Raw genomic sequence first — 24,419 nt, 5'->3', positions numbered from 1 at the left:
CTCTCTTAATCCATGATAAAGTCTTTAATGGGGCGAAAACTTTTACGATGCTCTTTCGTAATTCCTAGCTTCAAAACAGCCTCTAAATGTTCTTTCGTGCCGTAGCCAACATGTTGCTTAAACCCATAGCCAGGAAATTCCATATCTTTATCTGCCATATATTGATCTCTTGCCACTTTAGCCAATACTGAACTTGCTGCAATCGTTAAACTCTTTTGATCTCCTTTAATAAGTGAAGTTTGAGGCAAGGGCAATTCGAGCTTCATCGCATCAATTAATAGATGGTCTGCTACCATTTCTAAATTCTGAACAGCCCGTTTCATTGCTAGTTTAGTAGATTCATAGATATTGATTTGATCAATCTCCTCGGCATGGACCATTTGTATCGAATAAGCAACAGCTTGTTTTTTTATAACCTCTGCGAACTGTTCTCTTTTTTCTTTCGAGAGCTTTTTTGAATCTGTTAAGCCAAGTAATTTAAAATTCTCAGGTAAGATAACGGCCGCAGCGACGACAGGACCCGCAAGTGGACCTCGACCTACTTCATCAATACCTGCTATATGTGTATATCCTTGAAGTCTTATGTTCACTTCATACTGTGTCATTTCTTCATGCATATCTTCCAACGACTTCATTTTCAACTGAATAGCCTCATATCGCTTTACCAGTTTCTGAACACCTTTTCTCTTATCACTTTTTAACGATACAAATAGCGTTTCATCTAATTCTTCTGTATGTAAAAGTTTCTCTTCTAACTCTTTAATCGAGAGGCTCATAATCTCAACTCCTTATTAAATATATCGGCTTTTTCTCTTTTTTGTATAAGTCGTATTTATATAAATGTTATAAACCGCAGATTTCTCTTAGTGCCCCATTAGTATTTGGAATCGACTGTTACTTATTAGATAATTTATATATAAAAAAAGGTGAAAAAGCACACTGGCTCTTTCACCGGTTTATTCACTTGGGCGTTCTAACGAGATTCGTCCTAGCGTACCTGAACGCATTTCTCGCAATATTATCTCTGCGGCTTTATCATAGTCGACATAGCCACCACCAAGAAGACAACCACGCTTTTTACCAATTTCATCAAAAAGCTCAAGTCCGTCTTCAGGCACGCTTTCTAGCTTATAACGTTCTTGAATTAGACTCGGATAATGGTCTTTTAGGTAGTTCAATAAGAACAATGCGATATCTTGAAAATCAAGAAGTTCATCTTTAATGGCACCAGTAGCAGCAAGACGGTAACCAATAATTTGATCTTCAAACTTAGGCCACAATATCCCCGGAGTATCAAGGAGCTCTAATTCAGTTCCGACTTTAATCCACTGTTGCCTTTTGGTCACCCCTGGACGATCTCCTACCTGCGCTGTACGTTTTGACGCTAATCGGTTAATCAAAGTCGACTTTCCGACATTTGGAATACCTAAAATCATCGCACGAATGGCTCTTGGTTTCATTCCTCTAGAGATCATTTTTTCAATTATAGGTTTAGCTAGATGTTTACAAGCATTTGGAATTTTTTCTGTTCCTTTGCCATTTTGAGCGTTAATGGAAAGCACCGTTGCTCCCTTCGCTTCAAAATACGACTTCCAACTAGCTGTTACAGTTGGATCTGCTAAATCAGCTTTATTAAGTAAGATCAATCTTGGCTTATGCGAGACTAATTCATCAATCATTGGATTACGTGAAGCTAACGGAATACGTGCATCTAGAAGTTCAATGACGACATCGATAAACTTTAGCTTTTCTGTAACTTCTCGGCGAGCCTTCGCCATATGGCCAGGAAACCATTGAATTGTCAAAACCTACCACCTTCCTAATTTGCAATACGAATATTTGAGATAGGCCAGAATACGACATTAGCTTTCCCAATTACTTCATCAATATCAACCGTACCAATATCTCGACTATCTTTGCTTCTCCCACGGTTATCACCGAGTACAAATAATTCACCTTCAGGGACTATTACTTCTTGAAAATCTCTTGTTAACCGGTCTCCATTGTAAGCCTGCTTTAACTCATCTAAATAAGGCTCAAGTATAGCCTCACCGTTTACATATAAAATATCATCACGGTATTCAATTATATCACCTGGTAAGCCTATTACACGCTTAATGTAATCTTTTCCTGCTGGTGCATGAAAAACAATAATATCAAATCGATCTGGTTCACCGAATGTGTAGCTGATTTTGTTCACAATCATCCTGTCATTATGTTCAAGTGTTGGCATCATTGACTCTCCGTCAACAATAACTGGAGCAAACAAAAAATGGCGAATAACAAATGCAAGGACAAGTGCTATAACGACCGCTTTCAGCCACTCCCACGATTCTTTCTTCCCCTTACTCATGCTAGCGCCCTCCATCTATGTAACAATCACAAGGATAAGTTTATCATATTCCCTATAAAAGCTCACCATTTTCTATCTAAGCTGAAGAAAAAAAGAGCTTAGTCTCCTAAGCTCTTTTCTTTGCTCTTTATCGAATTTCTTTAATACGAGCTTTTTTACCACGTAGGCTACGTAGGTAGTAAAGTTTAGCACGACGTACTTTACCGCGACGCTTCACTTCGATCTTAGCGATCTTAGGTGAATGTAATGGGAATGTACGTTCAACTCCTACACCGTACGAAATCTTACGAGCTGTGAAAGTCTCGCTAATACCAGTACCACGACGCTTGATAACAACGCCTTCGAATAACTGAATACGCTCACGAGTTCCCTCAACAACTTTAACGTGGATAACTAAAGTGTCACCAGGGCGAAACGCTGGAAGATCACTACGTAGTTGCTCACTAGTAATTTCACGGATAATGTTGTTCATATAATTCCACTCCTTCCATACAGATGCTCATGTCAGCTTAAACTACAGCGGAACATCGTAATAACAGGCCTTAAGCCACAAAAACTATAATAGCATATTCTAGCAATGAAAACAAGTACTTTCTTTAAAAAGGATGCTCTTCACCTTTTTTTAAAGAAAGTCCAATGCAATGAGTATAGCCAAGTGCCTTCTTTTAAGCCTGCCTGAGCTGGTTTCTTACCGCAGGCTCGTATCGTCCCAAGCCACTGCAAGCTCTTGGACCCACTTTCTTAATCTTAGAGAGAATGGCCCTTTACCTAGTTTCTTTTTCAAAGTCCTCCATCCAGCGCTGTTCCTTTTCACTTAAGTTTTTTTCTTTAAGTAAGTCAGGACGTCGCTCCCATGTTCTTTTAAGTGATTCTTTCTGTCTCCACTCTTCTATATTAGCGTGATGACCGGACAAAAGGATATCTGGCACAGTCATCCCGCGAAACTCAGCAGGTCTTGTGTAATGAGGATGCTCTAATAAACCCGTTGAGTAAGAGTCCGTAACTGCTGATTCTTCATTCCCCAGTACTCCCGGTAGTAACCGCGTCACACTATCTGCAATCACCATTGCTCCGAGTTCTCCACCTGTTAAGACATAATCACCAAGTGACACTTCATCCGTTACTAGAAACTGCCTTACACGCTCGTCATAGCCCTCATAATGGCCACAAAGTAATACCAGATGGTCTTCCCTTGCAAACTCTTCTGCCTTACTTTGTGTGTACCTTTCTCCTTGAGGACAAAGCATGACGACGCGTGGTTGTTTATGACTCTTTTTCTTCAAGTCTTCAACCGCATCAAAAATGGGCTGCGCGCGCAGCACCATCCCAGCCCCTCCACCATATGGATAGTCATCCACTTTTTTATGCTTATTATCTGCGTACTGACGAAAATCGATTACTTCAAATGTAACATGCCCTGCTTCCTTAGCGTGCTTCAAAATCGAAGAACCAAAAACACCTGTGAACATCTCTGGAAAAAGTGACAAGACATCAATCCTCATTCAATCAATCAATCCTTCCATGACGTGAATATGGATAACCTTCTCCTCAATATCAATTTCCTTTACTACATCTTCTATATATGGAATTAAAATATCTTTTCCTGCTCCCGTGCGTTGAATAACCCACACATCATTTGCTCCGGTTTCAATAATTTCCTTAATTTTCCCTAGTTCTTCTCCTGATTCCGTTATCACCTTACAACCAATAATCTCATGATAGTAAAATTCGCCTTCTTCTAATTCCTCTAGTTGTTCCTCTGATACGTAAAGAGTTGCCCCTTTAAAGCGCTCGACTTCATTAATGGAATGGTAATTTTCAAATTGAAGCAAATCAAAGTTTTTATGTTTGCGGTGATGACGAACCACTACAAGGATTTCTTCTTTTGATCCTTCATGTTTGATCATTAATTCGGTACCAATTGCGTATCGTTCTTCTGCAAAATCAGTTGAAGAGATAACACGAATTTCCCCTCTTACTCCATGGGTATTTACAATTTTTCCAACTTTAAACCAATCTGTCATCTTCATTCCTACTTTCTCGTATTTCTTGTATGATTCCATCTTTTATGATAATTTCAGCTACTTGATTGGAACCGGGCCAACGATCTCCAATACTTACATCAATGATGCTATCGACTGTTCCTTCTTGAATCTCCATTCCCTCTTCAAGTTTGTCCAATTGCTCTATTTGAAACGAGATGTTTTTTAATTTATCCTCGCGAGATCGAATATTACTATTATACCTAGCATGGATCTTACTTTGATCAGATTCCTTGTTCTTACGTAATGCCTTATGTAATTGAAACGATAATTGTTCTATTTCACGTTTCGTTTGAGCTATGTCTTCTTTAAATTGCTGAATGATTTGAATTTTCTTTTTATCAGTTACAATATGTTTTACCAAAACAGGTCGTATTAGCCTCATCATTCACCTCGTCTACTATTACTAGGTTGTTCAAAGATAAAACGTCTTAGACATGATTGCCGACTTCTTCACTTAGAAACTTCAGTACTTCCACTTTTGTTTCTAAGTTGACCAAAAAGAGAGGAGTCTTTTTGATCAACCTAGAAAATACAAAAAGGGAGAGGTTATCCCTCACCCTTTTCTGCGTTACTAATCCACGATGTCTAATCGAACTCGCTGCGATGGCGCCGCGGCATATAAAACCGAACGTATTGCTTTTGCGGTTCGACCTTGCTTCCCTATGACCTTACCCATATCATCAGGATGAACAGTTAATCGTAAGTTAAGGGTTTTTCCCTCTTCTACTTCTTCAACTTGTACGTAGTCTGTGTGGTCAACAAGTGCCTTAACAATGTGTTCAACTAACGCTTTCATTTGGAATTCTCCTTTTAAAATCGTCTTAATAAAAAGAGAGGGCGATGGCTCCACTCAGCTAGCGCGTCATATCGGAGAAAACCACTTCCGATATGACTTTAAGACCTTGCAGCGGCTCCGCTCATCGCTTAGATTATTCACAAAAAAGTAAAGATTGACTTTTTTATAAAAAATCTCTTACTTTTGGTTCTTTGCGTTGTGAAGCTTTTCCATTAGACCTTCTTTAGAGAAAAGGTTACGAACTGTATCAGAAGGCTTTGCACCTTTTAACATCCAGTCAAGAGCTTTCTCTTCAGCAATATCAACCTTAGCTGGTTGAGTTAATGGGTTGTACGTTCCAATCTCTTCGATGAAACGACCATCACGCGGTGCGCGTGAATCTGCTACTACTACACGATAAAATGGGGCTTTCTTAGAACCCATACGCTTTAAACGAATTTTTACTGCCATTCGTGGGACACCTCCAAAAATATTTACACAATAGATTATATTATCATCAATTTTTCTAATTATCAACTAGAAAAAACGACTTCTCATTTAAAATGGAAGCTTAAAGCCTCCAAGACCCTTGCCTCTTTTCTTACCTTTACCAGAGGTCATGCTAGTCATTTGTTTCATCATCTTTTTCATATCCTCAAATTGCTTTAAGAGTCGATTGACATCTTGTATCGTTGTTCCACTTCCCTTTGCAATTCGACGACGTCTGCTTGCATTCATCAGACTAGGATCTTGCTTTTCCTTTTTTGTCATTGAGCGCACGATTGCCTCAACTTTACTGATTTGCTTGTCATCAACTTGCAAATCTTTCATGCCTTTTGCTTTATTAAAGCCTGGCATCATTCCAAGCAGCTCATCTAACGGCCCCATGTTCCGGACTTGGTCAAGCTGTTCTAGGAAATCATCGAACGTAAAATCCATTGTTCGCATTTTCTTCTCTAGTTCACGAGCTTTTTCTTCATCCACATTGGATTGAGCTTTTTCAATTAGAGAGAGCACATCGCCCATTCCGAGGATTCTAGACGCCATTCGGTCTGGGTGGAACGGTTCGAGTTGGTCGATTTTTTCTCCCATACCCGCGAATTTAATGGGTGTGTTTGTAACAGCTTTAACTGAAATAGCCGCACCACCACGCGTATCACCATCAAGCTTCGTCAAAACAACCCCTGTTACATCTAGTTGTTCATTAAAACTTTCAGCAACATTAACAGCATCTTGACCGGTCATCGCATCAACAACAAGTAAAATTTCATCGGGCTTAGCGACTTCTTTCACTTCTTGTAATTCCCCCATTAAGGTTTCGTCAATATGCAATCGACCTGCTGTATCAATCAATACATAATCATGATGATCTTCTTTCGCCTTCGCAATCGCTTGTTTTGCAATCTCAACTGGACTAACTTGATCGCCAAGTGAGAAAACGGGCATATTCAATTGCTTCCCAAGAGTTTCTAACTGCTTAATTGCAGCTGGGCGATAAATATCAGCAGCTACTAAAAGCGGCATACGATTATGTTTCTTTCTAAGATGGTTCGCAAGCTTAGCCGTTGTCGTTGTTTTACCTGCCCCTTGCAACCCTACCATCATGACGACTGTAGGTGCTTTGGATGCAACAGCAATTTTACTTTGCTCGCCTCCCATTAAAGCAGTTAACTCTTCATTAACTACTTTTATAACTTGTTGTCCTGGCGTTAAGCTTTTCATCACTTCCTGCCCAAGTGCCTTTTCTTTCACACTTGCAACAAATTGTTTGACAACTTTAAAGTTAACATCCGCTTCAAGTAATGCAAGTCGAACTTCACGCATCATATCCTTAACGTCTTGTTCGCTTACCTTTCCTTTACCACGAATTTTTGTTAATGTGCCTTGCAATCGTTCCGCTAAACCTTCAAAAGCCATGTTGTCGCCTCCTAGTCCAATTTCTCAAGAGAGTCAATCAGTGACATAATCTCCTCAGGAGTCGCGTTATTCTCCATTGCTAATTTCATTTGAGCAACAAGTTCCGTCCGTTTTTCGAATTTCAACAGAAGCGTTAACTTCTCTTCATAGTCTTCTAACATTGCTTCTGTACGCTTAATGTTATCATAGACAGCTTGGCGACTAACTTCAAATTCTTCAGCAATTTCACCTAACGAGAAATCATCAAGATAATATAATGACATATATTTGCGCTGCTTCTGTGTTAGCAAGGACTGATAGAAATCAAATAAATAATTCATCCTTAACGTCTTATCTAACACACAATCAACTCCTTGTTAAGTGATTTCCCTTTACGAGATATCATGTTACAACATCAACAGTTAAGTGTCAAGTTTTTTTCTTAACATCGTTTTTAAATTACTGTTCTTCCACTTCAGCTTCAACCAGTTCACGGAAAAGCCCATAGACAAATTGTTCCGAATCGAACACTTGAAGGTCATCCATTTGTTCACCAAGGCCGACAAACTTAACAGGAATATCTAACTCATGACGAATCGCAAGAACGATTCCACCCTTAGCTGTTCCATCAAGCTTCGTTAACACGATTCCAGATACGTCTGTTGATTGTCCAAACGTTTTGGCCTGTGACATCGCATTTTGACCTGTTGTTGCATCAAGGACTAATAGCACTTCATGTGGCGCTCCTGGAACTTCACGTTCAATCACACGTTTAACCTTCTCAAGCTCATTCATTAAGTTAACTTTATTTTGAAGTCGACCGGCTGTATCACACAACAAAACATCTATATTACGTGACTTAGCAGCTTGAAGAGCGTCATACATGACAGCTGCTGGGTCTGAGCCAGCTTGTTGCTTAATGACTTCAACTCCAACACGGTCTCCCCAAACTTCTAACTGCTCAATTGCCCCTGCTCGGAATGTGTCTCCAGCAGCCATCATTACGGTTTTCCCTTGCTCCTTCAGATGATGAGCCAACTTTCCAATCGAAGTTGTTTTCCCTACCCCGTTTACTCCAACAACTAAAATAACGGTCATACCATTTTCCTGCAGACGAAGCTCTGTGTCGTCTCCATCTTTTTCAAGTAGCTCAGCTAGCTTTTCAGAAATAACCGGTTGAATTTCTTTTGTGTCTTTAATATTTCTGATACGAACTTCATCTTTTAATTGGTCGATTAACTCCATAACGGTAGCCACACCAACATCGGAGCTAATTAACAACTCTTCTAACTCTTCAAAGAAGTCCTCATCCACTTTACGATACTTGTAAACCAGTTCATTCATTTTCCCAACAAAAGAATCACGTGTTTTTTCCAATCCTACTTTAAACTTGTCAGACACTTCTGTTGTTTGACTTGTGATTTTCTCTTTTAATTTCTTAAAAAAACTCATCAGATCCACCTAACTTTCTAAATATTATTGTTCACCATTTTCCAATAACTGTTCCATCAGAAATTGCTTTAGTATTGTTTTTAGGGCCAGATTAACTTTTGGGAACTATGTCTAATAATTCCTTTGTTTCCTCTAATTTAACCGATACGAGCCTAGAAACACCTGACTCCTGCATGGTGATACCATAAAGAACGTCAGCTTCTTCCATCGTTCCTTTTCTGTGCGTAATAACGATAAATTGAGTAGCCTCACTGAAATCCTTTAAAAAATGAGCGAATCGACTTACGTTGGCTTCATCAAGAGCCGCTTCCACTTCATCAAGAACACAAAACGGAACAGGTCTTACTTTTAATATAGCAAAAAGTAAAGCGATGGCAGTCAGAGATCGCTCTCCGCCAGAGAGTAAAGCAAGGTTCTGCATCTTTTTCCCTGGAGGTCTAGCAATAATTTCAACACCTGTAAGTAGCAGGTTTTCAGGCTCTGTTAAGACAAGGTCTGCTTGACCTCCACCAAACAAATCGCTGAAGACCGTTTGAAAATGGTCTCTAATTTGTTGATAGGAATCGTAAAAACGCTTTGTCATTTCCTCATCCATCTCAGAAATAACAGCATGTAAGGTAGATTTAGCTAATTGAAGATCTGTTTGCTGTTCATTTAAGAAATCAAATCTTTCTTTCACTCGCTCAAATTCTTCGATTGCGCCAATGTTCACTGTCCCTAGTTCTTCAATCGCTAACTTGATCAATTTCACCTTTCTTCTCGCTTCTTCTGGGTCCATGGTTAACTGATGCATTTCCTTAGCCGCTTGAAACGAAAGTTCATATTCTTCTTGCAAATGTGTCAGACGATTATCTAGATCAACGTCCATTCGATTTACTTTTACTTCGATTTTACGACATTCTTCAGCTAAATACTGGTGTTCTGCTTGTTGCTCCTTCAGCTTATGCTCTAGCTCTGCATAAGAGTGGTCAACCTGCGAACGTTCGTTCTTCATGTTCGAGATTTCGTCAGCTAATTCATCCTTCTTTTGTCTAGCTAACTTAATTCGCTCATCTAAACTACTTTCACCATCTGAGCGGTCAAACATTTCCCCAACTAGTAAGTCAAAGTGATCTTTTAATTCACTCAACTCTTCTTCGAGTTGCTGTTTCATTAACGATAGTCTTTTTGCTTGACCTTCAACCGCTAGGTACCTTTCTTTAGCTGCTGCTAGATCTATCTTATCGCTCATTAACTCTTCTTGGAGATGATCACGTGATTTACGCTGTTCTAGTCGCTGCTCTTCTAAAAGCTTCACTCGTTGTTCCAAATCGTTCGCTTCTTTAGTAGCAACATGGTACCTTTCTTCTAACTCAACTAACCGTTCTTGGATTCGCGTAATTTCACCGATAAAAGCTTGCTTATCTCGGTCAAATCTAGAGAATTGCTCTTGAGATCTCTCTACCTCACGCTCAAGGTCTCGCGCTTTCTCTTTTGCCTCTTGCACCAATAAACGGTGACGTTCGCCTTGTAATCTAAGTTCTTCTATAATTTGTTCTTCTTCGGCTCTCTTCTGTTTAAGTTGCTTAACCTCTTCTTCAAGTTGTCTAGTTACTTTTGAAAGCTTCGCAAGCTTTTCTTTCAAGTCATCGAGTTCACGCTTACGCCCAAGTAAAGGGGTTTGCTTTTGTTTAACAGACCCTCCGGTCATAGACCCTCCGGGATTAACTACATCTCCCTCAAGTGTCACAATGCGATAACGGTGACCTGATAATTTAGCTAGTTCATTCGCTCCCTGAAGTGTGTTGGCCACAACTACATTCCCTAGTAGGTTAAAGATTATATTTTCATACTTCTTTTCGAACGAAAGAAGTGATGCCGCAATCCCGACAAAGGCCGAATGACTTTTAAGCTGCTCAAACTGAAAATTTGGAATGACCTTTGGCTTCATTACTGGTAAAGGAAGAAATGTTGCACGACCAATTCGACTTTGCTTCAGAAATTGAATCGCTTTACGAGCATCTGATTCAGATTCCATTACAATATGCTGAGAAGCACCACCTAAGGCGATTTCAAGTGCCGTCTCATATTCTTTAGGAACTTGAATTAATTCAGCTACAGCTCCTTGTACACCCGATAATTTCCCTTCACGAGCTTTTAAAACTTCTTTAACACCATGAAAGAATCCTGAGAAATCCGCCTGCATTTCCTCTAATACATCTGCTCTCGACTGCAAACGTTGCGTCATTTGATACGTTTCATAAAGCTGTGACTCTTTTTTATGATAACGTTCTTTAAGCTGCTCAAACTGTTTAGTGCGAGTCCGGTATTTGTCTCCCACTTCTGTGAGTGACGACTCGTGTTTCACCACTTCTGCTTTAGCCTGCTCTAACTCCTTGGTTAACTCCTCACGATTCCCAAGTAAGTCCTTATTTTCTGTTAAAAGACGCCCTTGTTTCCATTCCTGCTGACGCAACTGTTCTTCAAGATAGCGTCTCTCATTGCGGATACTCGCTTGTTCATTTAACCCTTCAATATAATCGGTTTTTAACTGATCAATTTCTTCCTCAACATCCGTATCTGATCTCTCAACAATTTTTTGTTTGGATAAGACAGCCTCTTCAAGCTCTTTCAGTCTTTCTCTCGCTAACTTAAAATCAGCTTGTCCCACTTGCCACTCTCGTTGAATCTTCTCAAGTTGAGTGGACTTATCCTTTATCGAACGTTCTAGTTGTTCTTTGTTTTGAGTTGCATTTTTTTTGCGTTCTTTTAAAACTTCCCGTTTACCTTCTTTTTTTTCTAAATCTTCACTGGCGTGTAAAAGTTCTTCTTGTAAATTAGTGAACTGACTAGAAAGCTGATTCGTTTTATCACGCAACAGCACCCTTTGTTTTTCCATTTCCTCAAGTGCTTTTTGCCTTTCTTGATATGAACCCATAAGTGTTTGAAGCTTTTCTTTTTGCCTCGTCCATGTCTCATGTAACTCATCTATTTCATAAACAAGTAAAGCAATGTCGACTTCTTTTAATTCGTCACGTTTATGTAGATAGTCTTTTGCAATTGAAGCTTGAATTTCAAGAGGTTCCACCTGGCCTTCAAGTTCATGTAAAATATCTTCAACCCGATTTAAGTTTTCTTGAGTTTCCGTTAAGCGTTTTTCTGCTTGTACTTTTCTATTTTTATATTTTAAAACACCGGCAGCTTCTTCAAAAATAACTCGACGATCTTCTGCTTTATTACTTAAGATCTCCTCCACTTTTCCTTGTCCTATAATGGAGTAAGCTTCTCTCCCAAGACCAGAATCCAAAAATAGGTCAACAATGTCTTTTAATCGGCAGGTTTGTTTATTGATCATATATTCGCTCTCACCAGAGCGGTATACTCTTCTTGTTACACTTACCTCACTATAGTCAATGGAAAGATGCTGATCTTCATTATCTAATATCAAACTAACTTCCGCATAGTTCAATGCTTTTCTGCTATCACTGCCCGCGAAGATAATATCTTCCATTTTTGAGCCTCGCAGTGATTTTGCTGATTGTTCTCCTAACACCCAGCGAATACTATCTGAAATATTACTTTTTCCACTTCCGTTTGGTCCAACAACCGCTGTAACACCTGGAACAAAATCAATATTGATTTGTTCAGCAAAAGATTTGAACCCTACGACTTCTAGTCGCTTGAGGAACATATTCCTTCCCCCTATCATTATTAACAACTAAATTATTTTACCATAAGACCTTCCTTAATTACAGGGAATGAGGACAAATGGGCAACACTATGATACGATGAACATATCTAGATATTTAGGAGTGAAATTATGAATCTTGAAACCAATACTCGCGATAATATTGAATACATGCTTGAAGCCATTAAAGCTAAGTTACAAATTGTCAACGCTGGAGCTCTTAATGCCAAAAGCTTTGATACTGATCAATATGAAGATTTACGCGACATTTATGAAATGATTGAGCGTAAGTCCTCCTTTTCAGTAAGTGAACTCGACGCAATTGTTACAGAACTAGGAAAGTTACGCAAATAATTCGTTCAAGCCGACGATAAAAAAATGTCCTCTCTATTCTCGGAGAGGACATTTTTTTATTTTAATTTTTCTTGTTCACTTAATTTCATTAAAGCTTGTTGGGCAGCATGCTGCTCAGCTTCCTTCTTAGATCTTCCGGTTCCTATACCAAGAGCAGACTCATTCAGTTGTACTTCAGAGACAAACTCACGGTTATGAGCAGGCCCTCGTTCCTGGACAATGATATATTGTATTTGTCCAAGATTATCACGTTGAATAAACTCTTGAAGCTGACTTTTGAAATCCATCATATGAGAAAAAGCACCTTCGTTAATTTTCGGGTAGATTGTATCACTTAGAAATTGAAACACCGCATCAAGCCCTTGATCAAGATACAAAGCACCGATAAACGCTTCAAACACATCTGCTAATAAAGCAGGTCTCGCGCGGCCACCAGTCATCTCTTCTCCTTTTCCAAGTAATACGATGTTACCAAAGCTCAGTTCCTCAGCAAATTGAGCTAATGAAGGCTCACAAACAATCGATGCTCGTAGTTTTGTCATATCTCCTTCGCTCATCGCCTTGAATTTCTTGAATAAGAACTGTGATACAGCTAACTCAAGGACAGCATCTCCTAAAAATTCTAAACGTTCATTATCTTGAAAAGAATAAATTCGGTGCTCATTCACATATGATGAATGGGTGAAAGCTTGGATTAGGAGCTTTCTGTTTTCAAAAGTCAACTTCGTTTGTTCCATCAACTCATCAAATTTTCTTTTTTGTTCTTCGGTAAGAATCATTTTTCTGTTTCCCCGTCTCCGATCATTTCCGTGATGGGGTCTAGATTTCCGTTGGTATTTCGAAGATTGTGGCATAGCATCCTCCAACATCATAATTAGCAACTAATGTGTTAAGGTGGTGAAAAATAGTTTTATACAGACTTCTTCCCAACAACCCTTAAATACAATAGTGTAGTGTGGTTTATTCATTTTTTAAAGCAAGTCCCATATGGAATAACCACATGGGACTTTTCATACCTTACTGACGGCTGTTTATGTAATCAACTACATCAGCTACAGTTGAGATTTTTTCTGCTTCTTCATCAGAAATTTCAAGATCAAACTCATCTTCAAGTTCCATTACAAGCTCAACCACATCTAATGAATCTGCGCCTAAATCATCTTTAAAAGAAGCTTCTAGTTTCACTTCAGCCTCTTCAACCCCAAGACGATCAACGACGATTTTAGTAACACGTGATAATGTATCTGCCATGTTCATTCACCCCCTCTCAAGAATAAACATTAAGTCCATTCTTAGTTAATAATTGGACGAAGGCTAGGAAAAGTTTACCGATGATTAACCCCTTCTGTCAAGCAAACATTTTCTACATGTATTATTTTTTATGGCATGACCATGCCACCATCTACATGAAGTGTCTGACCCGTCATGTAATCAGCATCCGCGCTAGCTAAAAAGCGAATCACATTGGCTATGTTTTCAGGCTTACCTAAAGAAGCTAATGGAATCTGTCCTAATAGCTGTGCCTTCATATCTTCTCCCAGTTCATCAGTCATATCTGTTTCAATAAAACCTGGTGCAACTGCATTCACATGAATGTTTCGATTCGCAAGCTCCCTAGCCATTGTTTTCGTTAAACCAATTACACCTGCTTTTGCGGCCACATAATTAGCTTGGCCTGCATTTCCTAATACCCCTACCACAGAGGCTACGTTGATGATGCGACCGTAACGCTGTTTCATCATTTGACGTGTTACAGCTTTTCCGCAATTAAACACACCTTTTAAGTTCGTGTTAATAACTGCATCCCACTCATCTTCTTTCATTCTCATAATCAAGTTATCTTTCGTAATTCCTGCATTATTAACAAGAATGTCAACTCGTCCAAATGCTTCGATTGTTTCTTTTACCATAGCTTGTACTTGTTCACTATTGGCTACATCTGCTTGGATGGCAAGACCATCTACACCCAATGCTTTAATTTCAGCAACAACCTGTTCTGCTCTTTCCTGGCTACCCGCGTAATTTACGACGACAATAGCTCCATTTCGTGCGAGTTCAATTGCCGTTGCTCTTCCGATTCCACGTGATGCACCTGTAACGATGGCTACTTTTCCTTGTAACATTATTCGGTCACTCCTTCTACTAACTCTTTTACTTTTAGAACCCCTTCACGGTTGCTTACTGCAACTACTTTTGCCCGTCTGTCTACTTTACGAACAAGTCCTGTTAATACGTTACCTGAGCCAACCTCTACAAAGGTATCTACTCCAGATTCAAGAAGCGTTCTAATTGTATCTTCCCAAAGAACAGGTGAATAAACTTGTTTAATTAAATTAGAACGAATGGTTGTGGCCTCTTGTACCGCTTCTGCCGAAACGTTTGCGATCACAGGTATTTTCGCATCCATAATCGTCAATTGATCTAATACCTTATCTAATTTATCAGCTGCGGGTTTCATTAAACTAGAATGAAAAGGTCCACTCACTTGCAACGGAATCACCCTCTTAGCCCCAGCCTCCTTGGCCTTATCACTAGCTAACTCGACTCCTTTTGCAGAGCCCGAAATGACAATTTGACCAGGACAGTTTAAATTTGCAAGTTCCGCTGTTTCATTAGAATCGCTAACACTTGCACATACCTCTTCAAGCGTCTCTCTCTCAAGACCAAGAACAGCTGCCATTGCTCCTTCGCCAAACGGAACAGCCTCTTCCATAAACAAGCCACGATTCCTAACTGCTAACACTGCATCCTCAAATGACATCGCTTCTGCTGCCACGAGTGCGCTGTACTCACCTAAGCTATGACCAGCGACATAATCAGGTCGGATTCCTTCTTCTTTAAAAAGCTCTAAAACAGCTGTACTCATAGTCACTAAAGCAGGTTGCGTATGCTCAGTTCGTTTTAACGTTTCTTCAGGGCCTTGAAGCATAATGGAGGACAAGGAATACTCAAGTGTCTCATCCGCTCTTTTAAAAAATGTTTTACATATTTGTTCTTGTTCAACTAAATCTTGTCCCATACCCACTGTTTGTGATCCTTGGCCTGGAAATAGAAAGGCAATCTTCCCCATATGTAAATCCTCCTCTATTCTTTGTCTTCCGTTTTAGCTACTTCATTCTTAATAATTGTAACAACCTGTTGTTCCACCATATCACGAGTCTGACGAATTGCATGAAAAATAGCTGTTGCATCAGAAGATCCATGCGCTTTTATGACTGGTGCCTTTAAACCAAACAATCCCGCTCCACCATATTGTGAATAACTCATCTGGTCTTTAATTCCTTTGAAGCCTGACTTTAAAACACTCGCGGCCAACTTGTTCACGAAAGAACTCGTCAATTCCTTCTTCAACAAAGAAAATAAAGTTCCTGCTGTTCCTTCAATCGATTTTAAGACAAGATTACCAGAAAAACCATCACAAACGACAACATCCGCTACACCAGATAATAAATCGCGAGCCTCAACGTTGCCAATAAAGTGAATATCACTTGACTGAAGTAATGGAAACGCAGCTTTTGTTAATTCACTACCTTTTCCATTTTCCGTTCCAACATTCAAAAGTGCGACACGCGGCTTGCGAACTTTTTTCACCATTTCCATATAGGTATTACCAATAATAGCGTATTGCAAAAGGTGCTCAGGTTTTGCATCCATATTTGCTCCCACATCCAATAACAGAAACCCTTTTCCATCAAGAGTTGGAAGCATAGGAGCAAGTGCAGGGCGATCGATTCCTTTTATTCGCCCAACATATAATAACCCTGCGGTCATTAACGCACCTGTATTGCCTGCAGAGATACAAGCATCGGCACGTCCTTCTTTCACTTCTCGAACAGAAAGAACCATTGAAGAATCTTTTTTACGGCGAACCGCCGTTGTAGGTTGATCTGTATCTTCTATTTTTTCAGTCGTATGTAAGATATTGATTTGCTTATCATTTTTAAGATATTTATTTATTTCTTCTTCATTTCCAACGAGGGTAATATGTAACTCAGGAAAAGCTTGAATTGCTTGCTCGGCAGCTTCAACATGAGCTTGTGGAGCACGTTCTCCCCCCATCGCATCTATTGAGATATTCATTCAGTGTCTCTCCTTTTTTTCTCTCTCTCATTCGTTCGATACATGATAAATTCTCCGGAAAAAACAAGCTCCTGCTCAACATAACTTTTAACGTCAACCGTTGTTCTTTCTTTTTCAATATCGACAACATTCGCCTTGGCAATAACACGTTCACCAGCTTGTACTTGTCTTGTAAATCGGATCATAGCCTTTGCTGTTAAAGCTAGTTCATCATTTATAATAGCAACCGCTAGTGAATTAGCCTGCGCAAATAAATGATGGCCCCTTGCTATTCCGCTCCTTGTAAAGACATGTTCGTTACCGACATCTAAAATGGATATAGCTCGTTCATCTAATTGAAGGTCCACAATCTCCCCAATCACTTCTTCTAGAGATAATGCTTTTACATCATCGAGTTGCTGCTGAGCGACCCCTTTAATCCGTTCTCTTAACTCCGGTATAGCTAACTCTAATCGATCAAGACGAATTGTTTGAATGCTTACAGAAAATTGATCAGCTAAAGCCTCATCTGTCATAAAAGGATTTAACTCTAGTGTTTGTTTAAGAAGATCTTGTCGTTCTTTCTTTTTTCGCTTCATTCCATTCCACCGTCCGCTTATCCTCTTCATCAGATTATATGACTAGGTACTAAGAGTAGTATATAATTGCTTCACGCTGATTTCAACAGTTAATCAATTTTTTGACCATTTAATACACCATGGACTTCAATATAATTTCTTAGACCTCTATATTCTTTCTTTGTCCAAAAGTCATTTGAGTTAATTAATTTCACAGCATCCCGTCTTGCTACTTCTAGTGCCCGATAATCATGAACGACATCAGCTACTTTGAAATCAGGTAAACCACTTTGCTTCGCTCCAAAGAAGTCACCTGGTCCCCTTAGCTCTAAGTCTCTTTCTGAAAGGACAAATCCATCATTTGTTTCAGTCATGATTCTCATTCGTTCTTTTCCAACTTCAGACTTAGGGTCGGCTAATAAAATGCAATATGATTGTTCTTGTCCTCGTCCTACCCTTCCCCTTAATTGGTGAAGTTGCGCTAAGCCAAAACGTTCAGCATCGTAAATAACCATCACTGTTGCATTGGGAACATTTACACCGACCTCAACAACCGTTGTTGATACTAATATCTGTGTCTCATTTTTACTAAACGCATCCATGACTGCATCTTTTTCAGTTGCATGAAGACGACCGTGCATGAGACCCACATTCCACTGACCTTTGTAGTGCTGATTTAGAATCATGTGAACATCAATTGCATTTTGAACATCTAGCTTCTCAGACTCCTCAATTAACGGGCATATTACATAAGCTTGACGTCCCTTTTGTAATTCTTTCTGAATAAAATCAAGAACGCGTTCTAGCATATCAGGCTTTGCCCAATAGGTTTCAATTTTTTTTCTTCCTGCGGGCATCTCATCAATAATAGATACATCCATATCACCAAAAACAGAGATTGCTAACGTTCTTGGGATAGGTGTAGCCGTCATGAAAAGAACGTCTGGATTCTCTCCTTTATCCCGTAACACTCGGCGTTGTTCAACACCAAACCGATGTTGTTCATCTGTTATAACAAGTCCTAACTTTTGAAACCGAACATCCTCTTGAATGAGAGCTTGTGTCCCCACCACTAATCCAAGTTCCCCGTTTTCTAGTGCCGTTAACTTCTCCGCACGCTTTTTTCCTTTTACAGAACCGGAAAGCAACTCAACTCTTATCCCTAAAGGTTCAAATATTTCTTTGAGTGATTGAACATGTTGTTCAGCTAAAATTTCCGTTGGAACCATCAACGCAGCTTGATACCCTGCTTGTATCACTGCATACATACAAATCGCTGCCACGATTGTTTTCCCTGATCCTACATCCCCTTGCAAAAGTCTATTCATCCGATAAGGGGAACTGATATCTTGTATAACTTCATTCACCACTCGTTGTTGGGCGCCCGTTAAGGGAAAAGGAAGCTGATTGATGAAAGTTTTAATTTCACTTTCAGGAATGTCTAACGCTCGTCCATTTGTTCGGTCTCGATTCGCTTTTCTAAACGCCTGCATTTTCAACTGAAAAAGAAGAAATTCTTCATACACCATTCTTCTCCTAGCATGTTTCATAGATTCTGCATTAGGTGGAAAGTGGAGTCTTGAGAGTGCCTCTTTTTTAGTTGGTAGTTTGTAGGATTTAAGCAACTCGTCTGGAATAAGATCTGGAATGTCGTAACCGTATTGATTCATCGCCTGGTAAATATACTTACGCATCGATTTAGTAGTTAATTTACCAGACACTGAATAAATGGGAGCAATCGTTTGCTCCCTCTCTTCTCGACCTTTTCGACACTCACTTCCTGTAATCGTCATTCTATGTTGATCCCACTTCCCCGTAATCGTTAACTCTGTTCCTACACTAATTTGATTTTTCAAGAATGCACGATTAAAAAAAGTAACCGTTACGAGAATTTGGTTTACAAGCAATCTGAAAGAAAGTCGATTTTTTTTCTTCCCAAAATAACGAACTGATGGCTCACTTTGAACCGTACCGACAACCGTGACTCTTTCTTCATGTTTCACTTCATGTAAATCTTTTAGTTGATAGTCTTCGTAGCGGTATGGAAAGTGCTCAAGTAAATCACCAACCGAAAAAATTCTTAGACCTTGTAATAGTTTAGCTGTTTCTTCACCTATGCCTGTTACCACAGTCACTGGTTGATTCATCGTTTCATTCATTTTTTATCTAGCGACAATCCAAATATTTTGGCTTCTAATTCACGGCCTGTTGGTGTCGCTGCTAAGCCTCCTTGAGCGGTCTCTCTCAGTGCTTCTGGCATGGTTTGACCAATCTTGTACATGGCATCGATGACTTCATCACAAGGAATTCGACTTGTAATACCAGCAAGAGCCATATCAGCTGCTACAATAGCAATCGAGGCACCGATCGCATTTCTTTTTACACAAGGCACTTCAACCAACCCTGCAACAGGATCACATACAAGCCCTAGCATGTTTTTCAACGCAATAGCCATTGCTTCGGCAGATTGGCTAGGTGTCCCTCCTGCTAATTCAACGAGTGCGGCAGCTGCCATTCCCGTTGCAGAACCGACCTCAGCTTGACACCCACCAGCAGCTCCAGAAATAGAAGCATTATTAGCCACGACAAAACCAAAAGCCCCAGCAACAAACAAATAATCAACCATTTGTTCGTCTGTTGGTTTTAACTTATTAGCAATCCCAAATAAGACCCCTGGTACTACTCCTGCAGATCCAGCAGTTGGAGTTGCACAAATCGTTCCCATGGCGGCATTCACCTCATTGGTTGCAACCGCCTTACTGACGGCATCCAAAACGGTCTCACTCGATAAGAATTGTCCTTTCTTGATGTACTCTTGTAAAAGAACAGCATCTCCACCAGTTAAACCAGAAACAGAACGTACTTTTTCCGTGATCCCACGTTCGACAGCCTCTTTCATTACGTTTAAGTTTCTCATCATTTGATTAACAATTTCCTCGCGAGAGCGCCCTGTCACCTCGATTTCTTGATCAATCATGACTTGAGATATCGATTTCTCTTCTGTTTCCGCTAGTTCAATTAATTCAGCAACGTTTTTAAACATCATACCCACCTCGCTTAATCATGAATTTTCGTTACTTTCGTTATATTGGCTAAAGCCTCTAACTCCGTTAATAAAGGCCCCTCGACATTTTGATCGACTTCAATCACCATTAAAGCCTCTTTTCCTCTTTCTTTCCTTGACACTTCCATATGGCCAATATTTATTTCATGTTTTGCAAGTATATTGGATACACCTGCAATCACACCATAACGGTCATTATGAACAACAAGGATAGCTGGGTGATTACCAGATAACCGCAGTTGAAAACCATTTAACTCAATGATTTCAATTTTCCCACCGCCAATGGAAATACCTACTAGCTCGAGTCGATCGTTCCCTTTTTGTAGAACGATTTTAGCCGTGTTAGGGTGATCGGTTATGGCTTCTTCTTCATGAAAATAGGTCTTAATCCCTTCTTGCTTAGCTATTTCGATCGACTTTGTAATCCTTATATCAGACGTATCAAAATCCAATATGCCCCCAACAATCGCAACATCAGTTCCGTGTCCTTTATACGTCTTCGCAAACGAACCATAAAAATAAATATTCGCCATTTCAGGTTTTTGACCAAAAAGAGTCCTTGACACTCTTCCAATTCTTGCAGCACCAGCTGTATGTGAACTTGATGGACCAATCATAACTGGTCCGATAATATCAAAAATCGTTCGATACTTCATCAGCTAACCTCCTATCTTATCTCGTAAAAAAGGAGGGTGACTCATAAGTCTCAGGACTTATCCTAGCTAACAATATAATGAAGAAAAAGCAGGGCTTTTACTTTTTATACCGCACACTAGAGGTCTAAGACTTTCTTACTGAGTCACCCTCACATTTTTTTAAGCTTTAGTCATGGCAATAGAAATCGTACCCGGTCCTACATGTGCTCCAATGACCGCACCAATAGAGGAAACGACGTCACTTTTAACGTCAAATTCACCTTTAATACGATTTATCATCTCATTCGCTAATGCTTCATTCACTGCATGTGTAATCCCAACATGCACAGGTTCTGATCCATATTGTTCTATTAGTAGCTCAATCATTCGATTCAATGCTTTCTTCTGCCCTCTTTGCTTCTCAAAAGGGAATACCTCCCCTTCCTTAGACAAAGATAAAATCGGTTTAATTTTAAGCATGGAACCAAAAATCGCTGAAGCTTTTCCTATACGACCATTCTTTTGAAGGTATTCTAATGTATCAACCATGAAGAACACAGTCGTAGTTGAAAGTAATTCATCCAACCTAGCTTTACATTCTTCAAATGACTTTCCTTCTTTAGCTAATTTAGCAATCTCGACAACCATAATGCCTATTGCGTAAGAAGCTCGTTTAGAATCAACTACATAAATAGCATTCTCTTCACCTATTGATTGCTTAGCAATTGTGGCTGCTTGAAACGTGCCACTTAACTTAGAAGATAAGTGAATAGATAAAACCTTATTGTCCTCATTACCCAATAATGAACGGTATACTTCCTCGAATTGATAAGGAGTCGGTTGTGAGGTTGAAGGAATTACTTTGGTTTCCTCGACTTTTTTATAAAACTGATCTGAAGTTAACGTTACACCATCTTCATAGATTTCATCGTCTGAGAAAATAACATTTAAAGGAACAACCGTGATCCCTAATTGCTCAACAAGTTCGGCAGGGATATCAGCTGTACTGTCTGTTACAATTTGTACTTTTGACAATTAGACCACTCCTTTTACTCGACTCTTTACTCAACTGAAATAATATACGAGTAAAGTGGCTGATTTCCTAACTGTACATCCACTTCAACATCTGGATATTCTTGTTCTAAGAATGAAACAAGCAATTCTGTTTGCTCATTCGTAACATCTTCCCCTTGTAAGAGTGTTACCATTTCGCTATCCTCATCAAGCATTTGTGATAGAAGTGATTTAGTTACTTCTAATATCTCGGCACCAGAGCTGACAATTTTCTTTTCAGAAATACCCATAAAATCATTCTTCTTAATATCTATACCATCAATATTCGTATCACGAACTGCGAAGGTTACTTGCCCAGACTGAACTGTAGTCAAAGCATCTTTCATCATTCCTGCATTCACGTCAAGTCCTTGAGTTGGGTTAAACGACAATAATGCAGCTAAACCTTGTGGAACCGTTTTAGAAGGAACGACAACAGCTTTATCTCCAACAACTTGTGCAGCCTGTTCTGCTGCCATAATAATATTCCCGTTATTTGGAAGTATAATCACTTTCTCTGCATGAACTTCCTCTATTGCGTTCACAATGTCTTCCGTACTTGGATTCATCGTTTGTCCACCTTCAATCACGACACCAGCACCTAGACCTTTAAACAGCTTTGCAATTCCATCCCCCATTGCGACCGTTACAATTCCGAACTCGCTCTTTTCTTTAACAGCAGGTTCCTGATTGTCTACTTGTCCATATGCTTCCTTCGTCTCATCAAGGAGATGAGTATGCTGTTCACGCATATTTTCTATCTTAATATTAATTAATTCTCCAAAGCGTTGTGCTTTTGTTAGAACTTCACCTGGTTGCTCAGCATGAATATGTACTTTAATCAAATCCTCGTCTGAGACCACTAAAAGAGAGTCACCAATTTCACTTAGTTCTTGTCTGAATGCGCCCTCATCATAAGGATTGTTTCTCACCTTTTCCTTTTGAATACGAACCATTACCTCTGTACAAAAACCAAACTCAATATCCTCAGTTGCCATATGACTCTGAGCATTATGATGTTCAACCTTAACGAGATTGTCCATTGTCATTTCATCTGATTCTAGCGTATCAGGCAATTTTTCTCCTTTTAGGGCAGCAAGAAACCCTTCATAAATGTATACAAGCCCTTGACCACCTGAATCTACTACACCTACTTCTTTTAAAACAGGTAATAGATCTGGAGTACGTTTCAAGGAAGCCTTAGCTTCTCTCAACGTTTCTTCAAGTACATAAATAACATCATCGTGTTTTTTCGCTGTTTTTAGAGAATGTTTCGCAGCGTCTTTTGCAACTGTAAGAATGGTTCCTTCAACAGGCTTCATTACAGCTTTATAAGCCGTTTCTACCCCGCGTTCAAAAGCCTGCGCTAGATCCGTAGCCGAAATTTCATTTTTTCCTTCCACTTGTTTAGAGAACCCTCTAAATAATTGGGAAAGGATGACACCTGAGTTTCCTCTAGCTCCCATCAACAATCCTTTTGCGAAAGCTTCAGCTACGAAGCTTGCATCGTCTTTGATATTTTGTTTTACTTCTTTCACACCTGAAGTAATCGACAAATTCATATTCGTTCCTGTATCTCCGTCGGGGACAGGGAATACATTTAATGCATCGACCACCTTAACGTGCTTTGATAAATTGGCAGCTCCCTCTATAAACATGTAAGCGAGCTTCTTACCCTCAATTTGTTTTGCCACGAACATTTCCTCCTAACTAGCGCTTACGGGTTCGTGACGCGGACACCTTGAACAAAGATGTTCACGGAATCAACATCAAGCCCTAACATTTGTTCTAGTTGATATTTAACTTTTGTTTGCACATTGTAAGCCACCTCAGAAATTTTTGTACCGTAACTAACAATTATGTACATATCAATATGAATTTGCTCTTCATCTTCTCGAATGACTACGCCACGTCGGAAATTCTCTTTTCCAAGCAAATCGCTAAGGCCATCTTTCAGTTGCTTTTGCGATGCCATACCGACGATTCCATAACAATCAATCGCTGCACCCCCAGCAATTGTCGCAACAACATCCTTTGAAACATCTACAGTCCCTAATTGAGTTTTCATTTCAATTGACATTTCCATTCCTCCTCTGAAGACAAAACTTGATTCATTAACGCCATTTTACTATACTATAGCTGAATTTAAAAGCGTATTCGAATTAGAACACCCTTTCAATTGCTGTCAAGCAACTTTACTTGATAAAGTTTCTACGAAGCTATTGCATTATACCAAGTGCTATGCTACTATATTCAAGTATGATTTAAGGTCTGTATTGGGAATAAGGAGGTGCATATAATGGCACGTAAATGTTATATTACAGGTAAAACTGCTCGTACTGGAAACAAGCGCTCTCACGCACTTAATAAAACGAAGCGCCGTTGGGGTGCTAACGTACAAAAGGTACGTATTTTAGTAGACGGTAAGCCAAAACGTGTATACGTTTCTACTCGCGCACTTAAGTCTGGTAAAGTGGAACGCGTTTAA

The 24,419-nt window shown here is 39.5% G+C and carries 27 protein-coding genes; 2 read left to right on the top strand and 25 right to left on the bottom strand.

The annotated features are described in order from the left end of the window. Positions 1 to 5 precede the first annotated feature (5 nt). From PQ474_RS01520 to smc, 13 genes are all read right to left on the bottom strand, one after another. Positions 6 to 779: a ribonuclease HII gene (locus tag PQ474_RS01520; RefSeq protein ID WP_390186146.1), complete on the bottom strand. Its 774-nt coding sequence runs from the start codon at positions 777 to 779 to the stop codon at positions 6 to 8. A gap of 177 nt (positions 780 to 956) precedes the next feature. Next, positions 957 to 1,805, bottom strand: a complete 849-nt coding sequence (ylqF, locus tag PQ474_RS01515) for a ribosome biogenesis GTPase YlqF (protein ID WP_273839915.1) — start codon at positions 1,803 to 1,805, stop codon at positions 957 to 959. Between the two features lie 14 nt (positions 1,806 to 1,819). Beyond that, the gene (gene lepB / locus PQ474_RS01510) at positions 1,820 to 2,353 is read right to left on the bottom strand and encodes a signal peptidase I (protein ID WP_273839912.1); all 534 of its coding nucleotides are present in this window, start codon (positions 2,351 to 2,353) and stop codon (positions 1,820 to 1,822) included. A gap of 127 nt (positions 2,354 to 2,480) precedes the next feature. Beyond that, entirely contained in the window at positions 2,481 to 2,825 is a 345-nt protein-coding gene (rplS, locus tag PQ474_RS01505) for a 50S ribosomal protein L19 (RefSeq protein ID WP_034629686.1), read from the bottom strand. Between the two features lie 292 nt (positions 2,826 to 3,117). Beyond that, positions 3,118 to 3,855 carry a tRNA (guanosine(37)-N1)-methyltransferase TrmD gene (gene trmD, locus PQ474_RS01500; RefSeq protein ID WP_273839907.1) on the bottom strand — a complete coding sequence of 246 codons (738 nt, stop codon included), beginning with the start codon at positions 3,853 to 3,855 and terminating at the stop codon, positions 3,118 to 3,120. Then, positions 3,856 to 4,377, bottom strand: coding sequence for a ribosome maturation factor RimM (gene rimM, locus PQ474_RS01495; protein ID WP_273839906.1), 522 nt, complete (start codon positions 4,375 to 4,377; stop codon positions 3,856 to 3,858). Next, the gene (locus PQ474_RS01490) at positions 4,361 to 4,780 is read right to left on the bottom strand and encodes a YlqD family protein (RefSeq protein ID WP_273839904.1); all 420 of its coding nucleotides are present in this window, start codon (positions 4,778 to 4,780) and stop codon (positions 4,361 to 4,363) included. The genes rimM and PQ474_RS01490 overlap by 17 nt, the downstream gene beginning before the upstream one ends. 189 nt (positions 4,781 to 4,969) lie before the next feature. Next, positions 4,970 to 5,194: a KH domain-containing protein gene (locus PQ474_RS01485; RefSeq protein WP_273839902.1), complete on the bottom strand. Its 225-nt coding sequence runs from the start codon at positions 5,192 to 5,194 to the stop codon at positions 4,970 to 4,972. A gap of 177 nt (positions 5,195 to 5,371) precedes the next feature. Next, the gene (rpsP, locus tag PQ474_RS01480; protein ID WP_034629696.1) at positions 5,372 to 5,644 is read right to left on the bottom strand and encodes a 30S ribosomal protein S16; all 273 of its coding nucleotides are present in this window, start codon (positions 5,642 to 5,644) and stop codon (positions 5,372 to 5,374) included. 87 nt (positions 5,645 to 5,731) lie between these two features. After that, the gene (gene ffh, locus PQ474_RS01475) at positions 5,732 to 7,090 is read right to left on the bottom strand and encodes a signal recognition particle protein (protein WP_273839895.1); all 1,359 of its coding nucleotides are present in this window, start codon (positions 7,088 to 7,090) and stop codon (positions 5,732 to 5,734) included. Between the two features lie 11 nt (positions 7,091 to 7,101). Then, entirely contained in the window at positions 7,102 to 7,431 is a 330-nt protein-coding gene (locus PQ474_RS01470) for a putative DNA-binding protein (protein WP_273839892.1), read from the bottom strand. A gap of 97 nt (positions 7,432 to 7,528) precedes the next feature. Beyond that, on the bottom strand, positions 7,529 to 8,521 hold the full coding sequence (gene ftsY, locus PQ474_RS01465) for a signal recognition particle-docking protein FtsY (protein ID WP_273839890.1): 993 nt from the start codon (positions 8,519 to 8,521) through the stop codon (positions 7,529 to 7,531). Between the two features lie 91 nt (positions 8,522 to 8,612). Further along, entirely contained in the window at positions 8,613 to 12,191 is a 3,579-nt protein-coding gene (smc, locus tag PQ474_RS01460) for a chromosome segregation protein SMC (protein WP_273839887.1), read from the bottom strand. 129 nt (positions 12,192 to 12,320) lie between these two features. Between smc and PQ474_RS01455 the strand changes: the two genes are divergently transcribed. After that, positions 12,321 to 12,542: a DUF1128 domain-containing protein gene (locus tag PQ474_RS01455; RefSeq protein WP_273839884.1), complete on the top strand. Its 222-nt coding sequence runs from the start codon at positions 12,321 to 12,323 to the stop codon at positions 12,540 to 12,542. Between the two features lie 56 nt (positions 12,543 to 12,598). On the opposite strand, the gene rnc is transcribed toward PQ474_RS01455, so the two are convergent. From rnc to PQ474_RS01395, 12 genes are all read right to left on the bottom strand, one after another. Beyond that, positions 12,599 to 13,321 carry a ribonuclease III gene (rnc, locus tag PQ474_RS01450; RefSeq protein WP_337956302.1) on the bottom strand — a complete coding sequence of 241 codons (723 nt, stop codon included), beginning with the start codon at positions 13,319 to 13,321 and terminating at the stop codon, positions 12,599 to 12,601. Between the two features lie 238 nt (positions 13,322 to 13,559). Then, positions 13,560 to 13,793, bottom strand: a complete 234-nt coding sequence (gene acpP / locus PQ474_RS01445) for an acyl carrier protein (RefSeq protein WP_034629715.1) — start codon at positions 13,791 to 13,793, stop codon at positions 13,560 to 13,562. Positions 13,794 to 13,921: 128 nt separating this feature from the next. Further along, positions 13,922 to 14,665: a 3-oxoacyl-[acyl-carrier-protein] reductase gene (gene fabG / locus PQ474_RS01440; RefSeq protein ID WP_273839873.1), complete on the bottom strand. Its 744-nt coding sequence runs from the start codon at positions 14,663 to 14,665 to the stop codon at positions 13,922 to 13,924. Then, the gene (fabD, locus tag PQ474_RS01435; RefSeq protein ID WP_273839870.1) at positions 14,665 to 15,612 is read right to left on the bottom strand and encodes an ACP S-malonyltransferase; all 948 of its coding nucleotides are present in this window, start codon (positions 15,610 to 15,612) and stop codon (positions 14,665 to 14,667) included. Before fabD ends, fabG begins: the two co-directional genes overlap by 1 nt. 14 nt (positions 15,613 to 15,626) lie before the next feature. After that, a complete protein-coding gene (gene plsX / locus PQ474_RS01430; RefSeq protein WP_273839869.1) occupies positions 15,627 to 16,622 on the bottom strand; it encodes a phosphate acyltransferase PlsX in 996 nt (331 codons plus the stop codon). Next, positions 16,619 to 17,200, bottom strand: a complete 582-nt coding sequence (gene fapR / locus PQ474_RS01425) for a transcription factor FapR (protein WP_273839867.1) — start codon at positions 17,198 to 17,200, stop codon at positions 16,619 to 16,621. Before fapR ends, plsX begins: the two co-directional genes overlap by 4 nt. Positions 17,201 to 17,289: 89 nt before the next feature. Further along, complete coding sequence (recG, locus tag PQ474_RS01420) at positions 17,290 to 19,338, bottom strand: ATP-dependent DNA helicase RecG (protein ID WP_273839866.1); 2,049 nt, start codon at positions 19,336 to 19,338, stop codon at positions 17,290 to 17,292. Then, on the bottom strand, positions 19,335 to 20,222 hold the full coding sequence (gene sdaAA, locus PQ474_RS01415) for an L-serine ammonia-lyase, iron-sulfur-dependent, subunit alpha (protein WP_273839864.1): 888 nt from the start codon (positions 20,220 to 20,222) through the stop codon (positions 19,335 to 19,337). Before sdaAA ends, recG begins: the two co-directional genes overlap by 4 nt. A 14-nt stretch (positions 20,223 to 20,236) precedes the next feature. Then, positions 20,237 to 20,899 carry an L-serine ammonia-lyase, iron-sulfur-dependent subunit beta gene (gene sdaAB / locus PQ474_RS01410; protein ID WP_273839862.1) on the bottom strand — a complete coding sequence of 221 codons (663 nt, stop codon included), beginning with the start codon at positions 20,897 to 20,899 and terminating at the stop codon, positions 20,237 to 20,239. Positions 20,900 to 21,058: 159 nt separating this feature from the next. Then, on the bottom strand, positions 21,059 to 21,913 hold the full coding sequence (locus tag PQ474_RS01405; RefSeq protein WP_273839860.1) for a DegV family protein: 855 nt from the start codon (positions 21,911 to 21,913) through the stop codon (positions 21,059 to 21,061). A 26-nt stretch (positions 21,914 to 21,939) separates the two neighbouring features. Further along, entirely contained in the window at positions 21,940 to 23,631 is a 1,692-nt protein-coding gene (locus PQ474_RS01400; protein WP_390292443.1) for a DAK2 domain-containing protein, read from the bottom strand. A 17-nt stretch (positions 23,632 to 23,648) separates the two neighbouring features. After that, entirely contained in the window at positions 23,649 to 24,011 is a 363-nt protein-coding gene (locus tag PQ474_RS01395) for an Asp23/Gls24 family envelope stress response protein (protein ID WP_273839858.1), read from the bottom strand. A 219-nt stretch (positions 24,012 to 24,230) separates the two neighbouring features. Here PQ474_RS01395 and rpmB point away from each other — a divergent pair, with 219 nt between their 5' ends. Continuing rightward, entirely contained in the window at positions 24,231 to 24,419 is a 189-nt protein-coding gene (rpmB, locus tag PQ474_RS01390; RefSeq protein ID WP_035662559.1) for a 50S ribosomal protein L28, read from the top strand.

It is taken from the genome of Halalkalibacter alkalisediminis, from assembly GCF_028610705.1.
GTDB lineage: Bacteria > Bacillota > Bacilli > Bacillales > Bacillaceae_D > Halalkalibacter > Halalkalibacter alkalisediminis.
The sequence above is the reverse complement of the archived record's forward strand: the minus strand, read 5'-3'. Positions and strand labels throughout refer to the sequence as shown.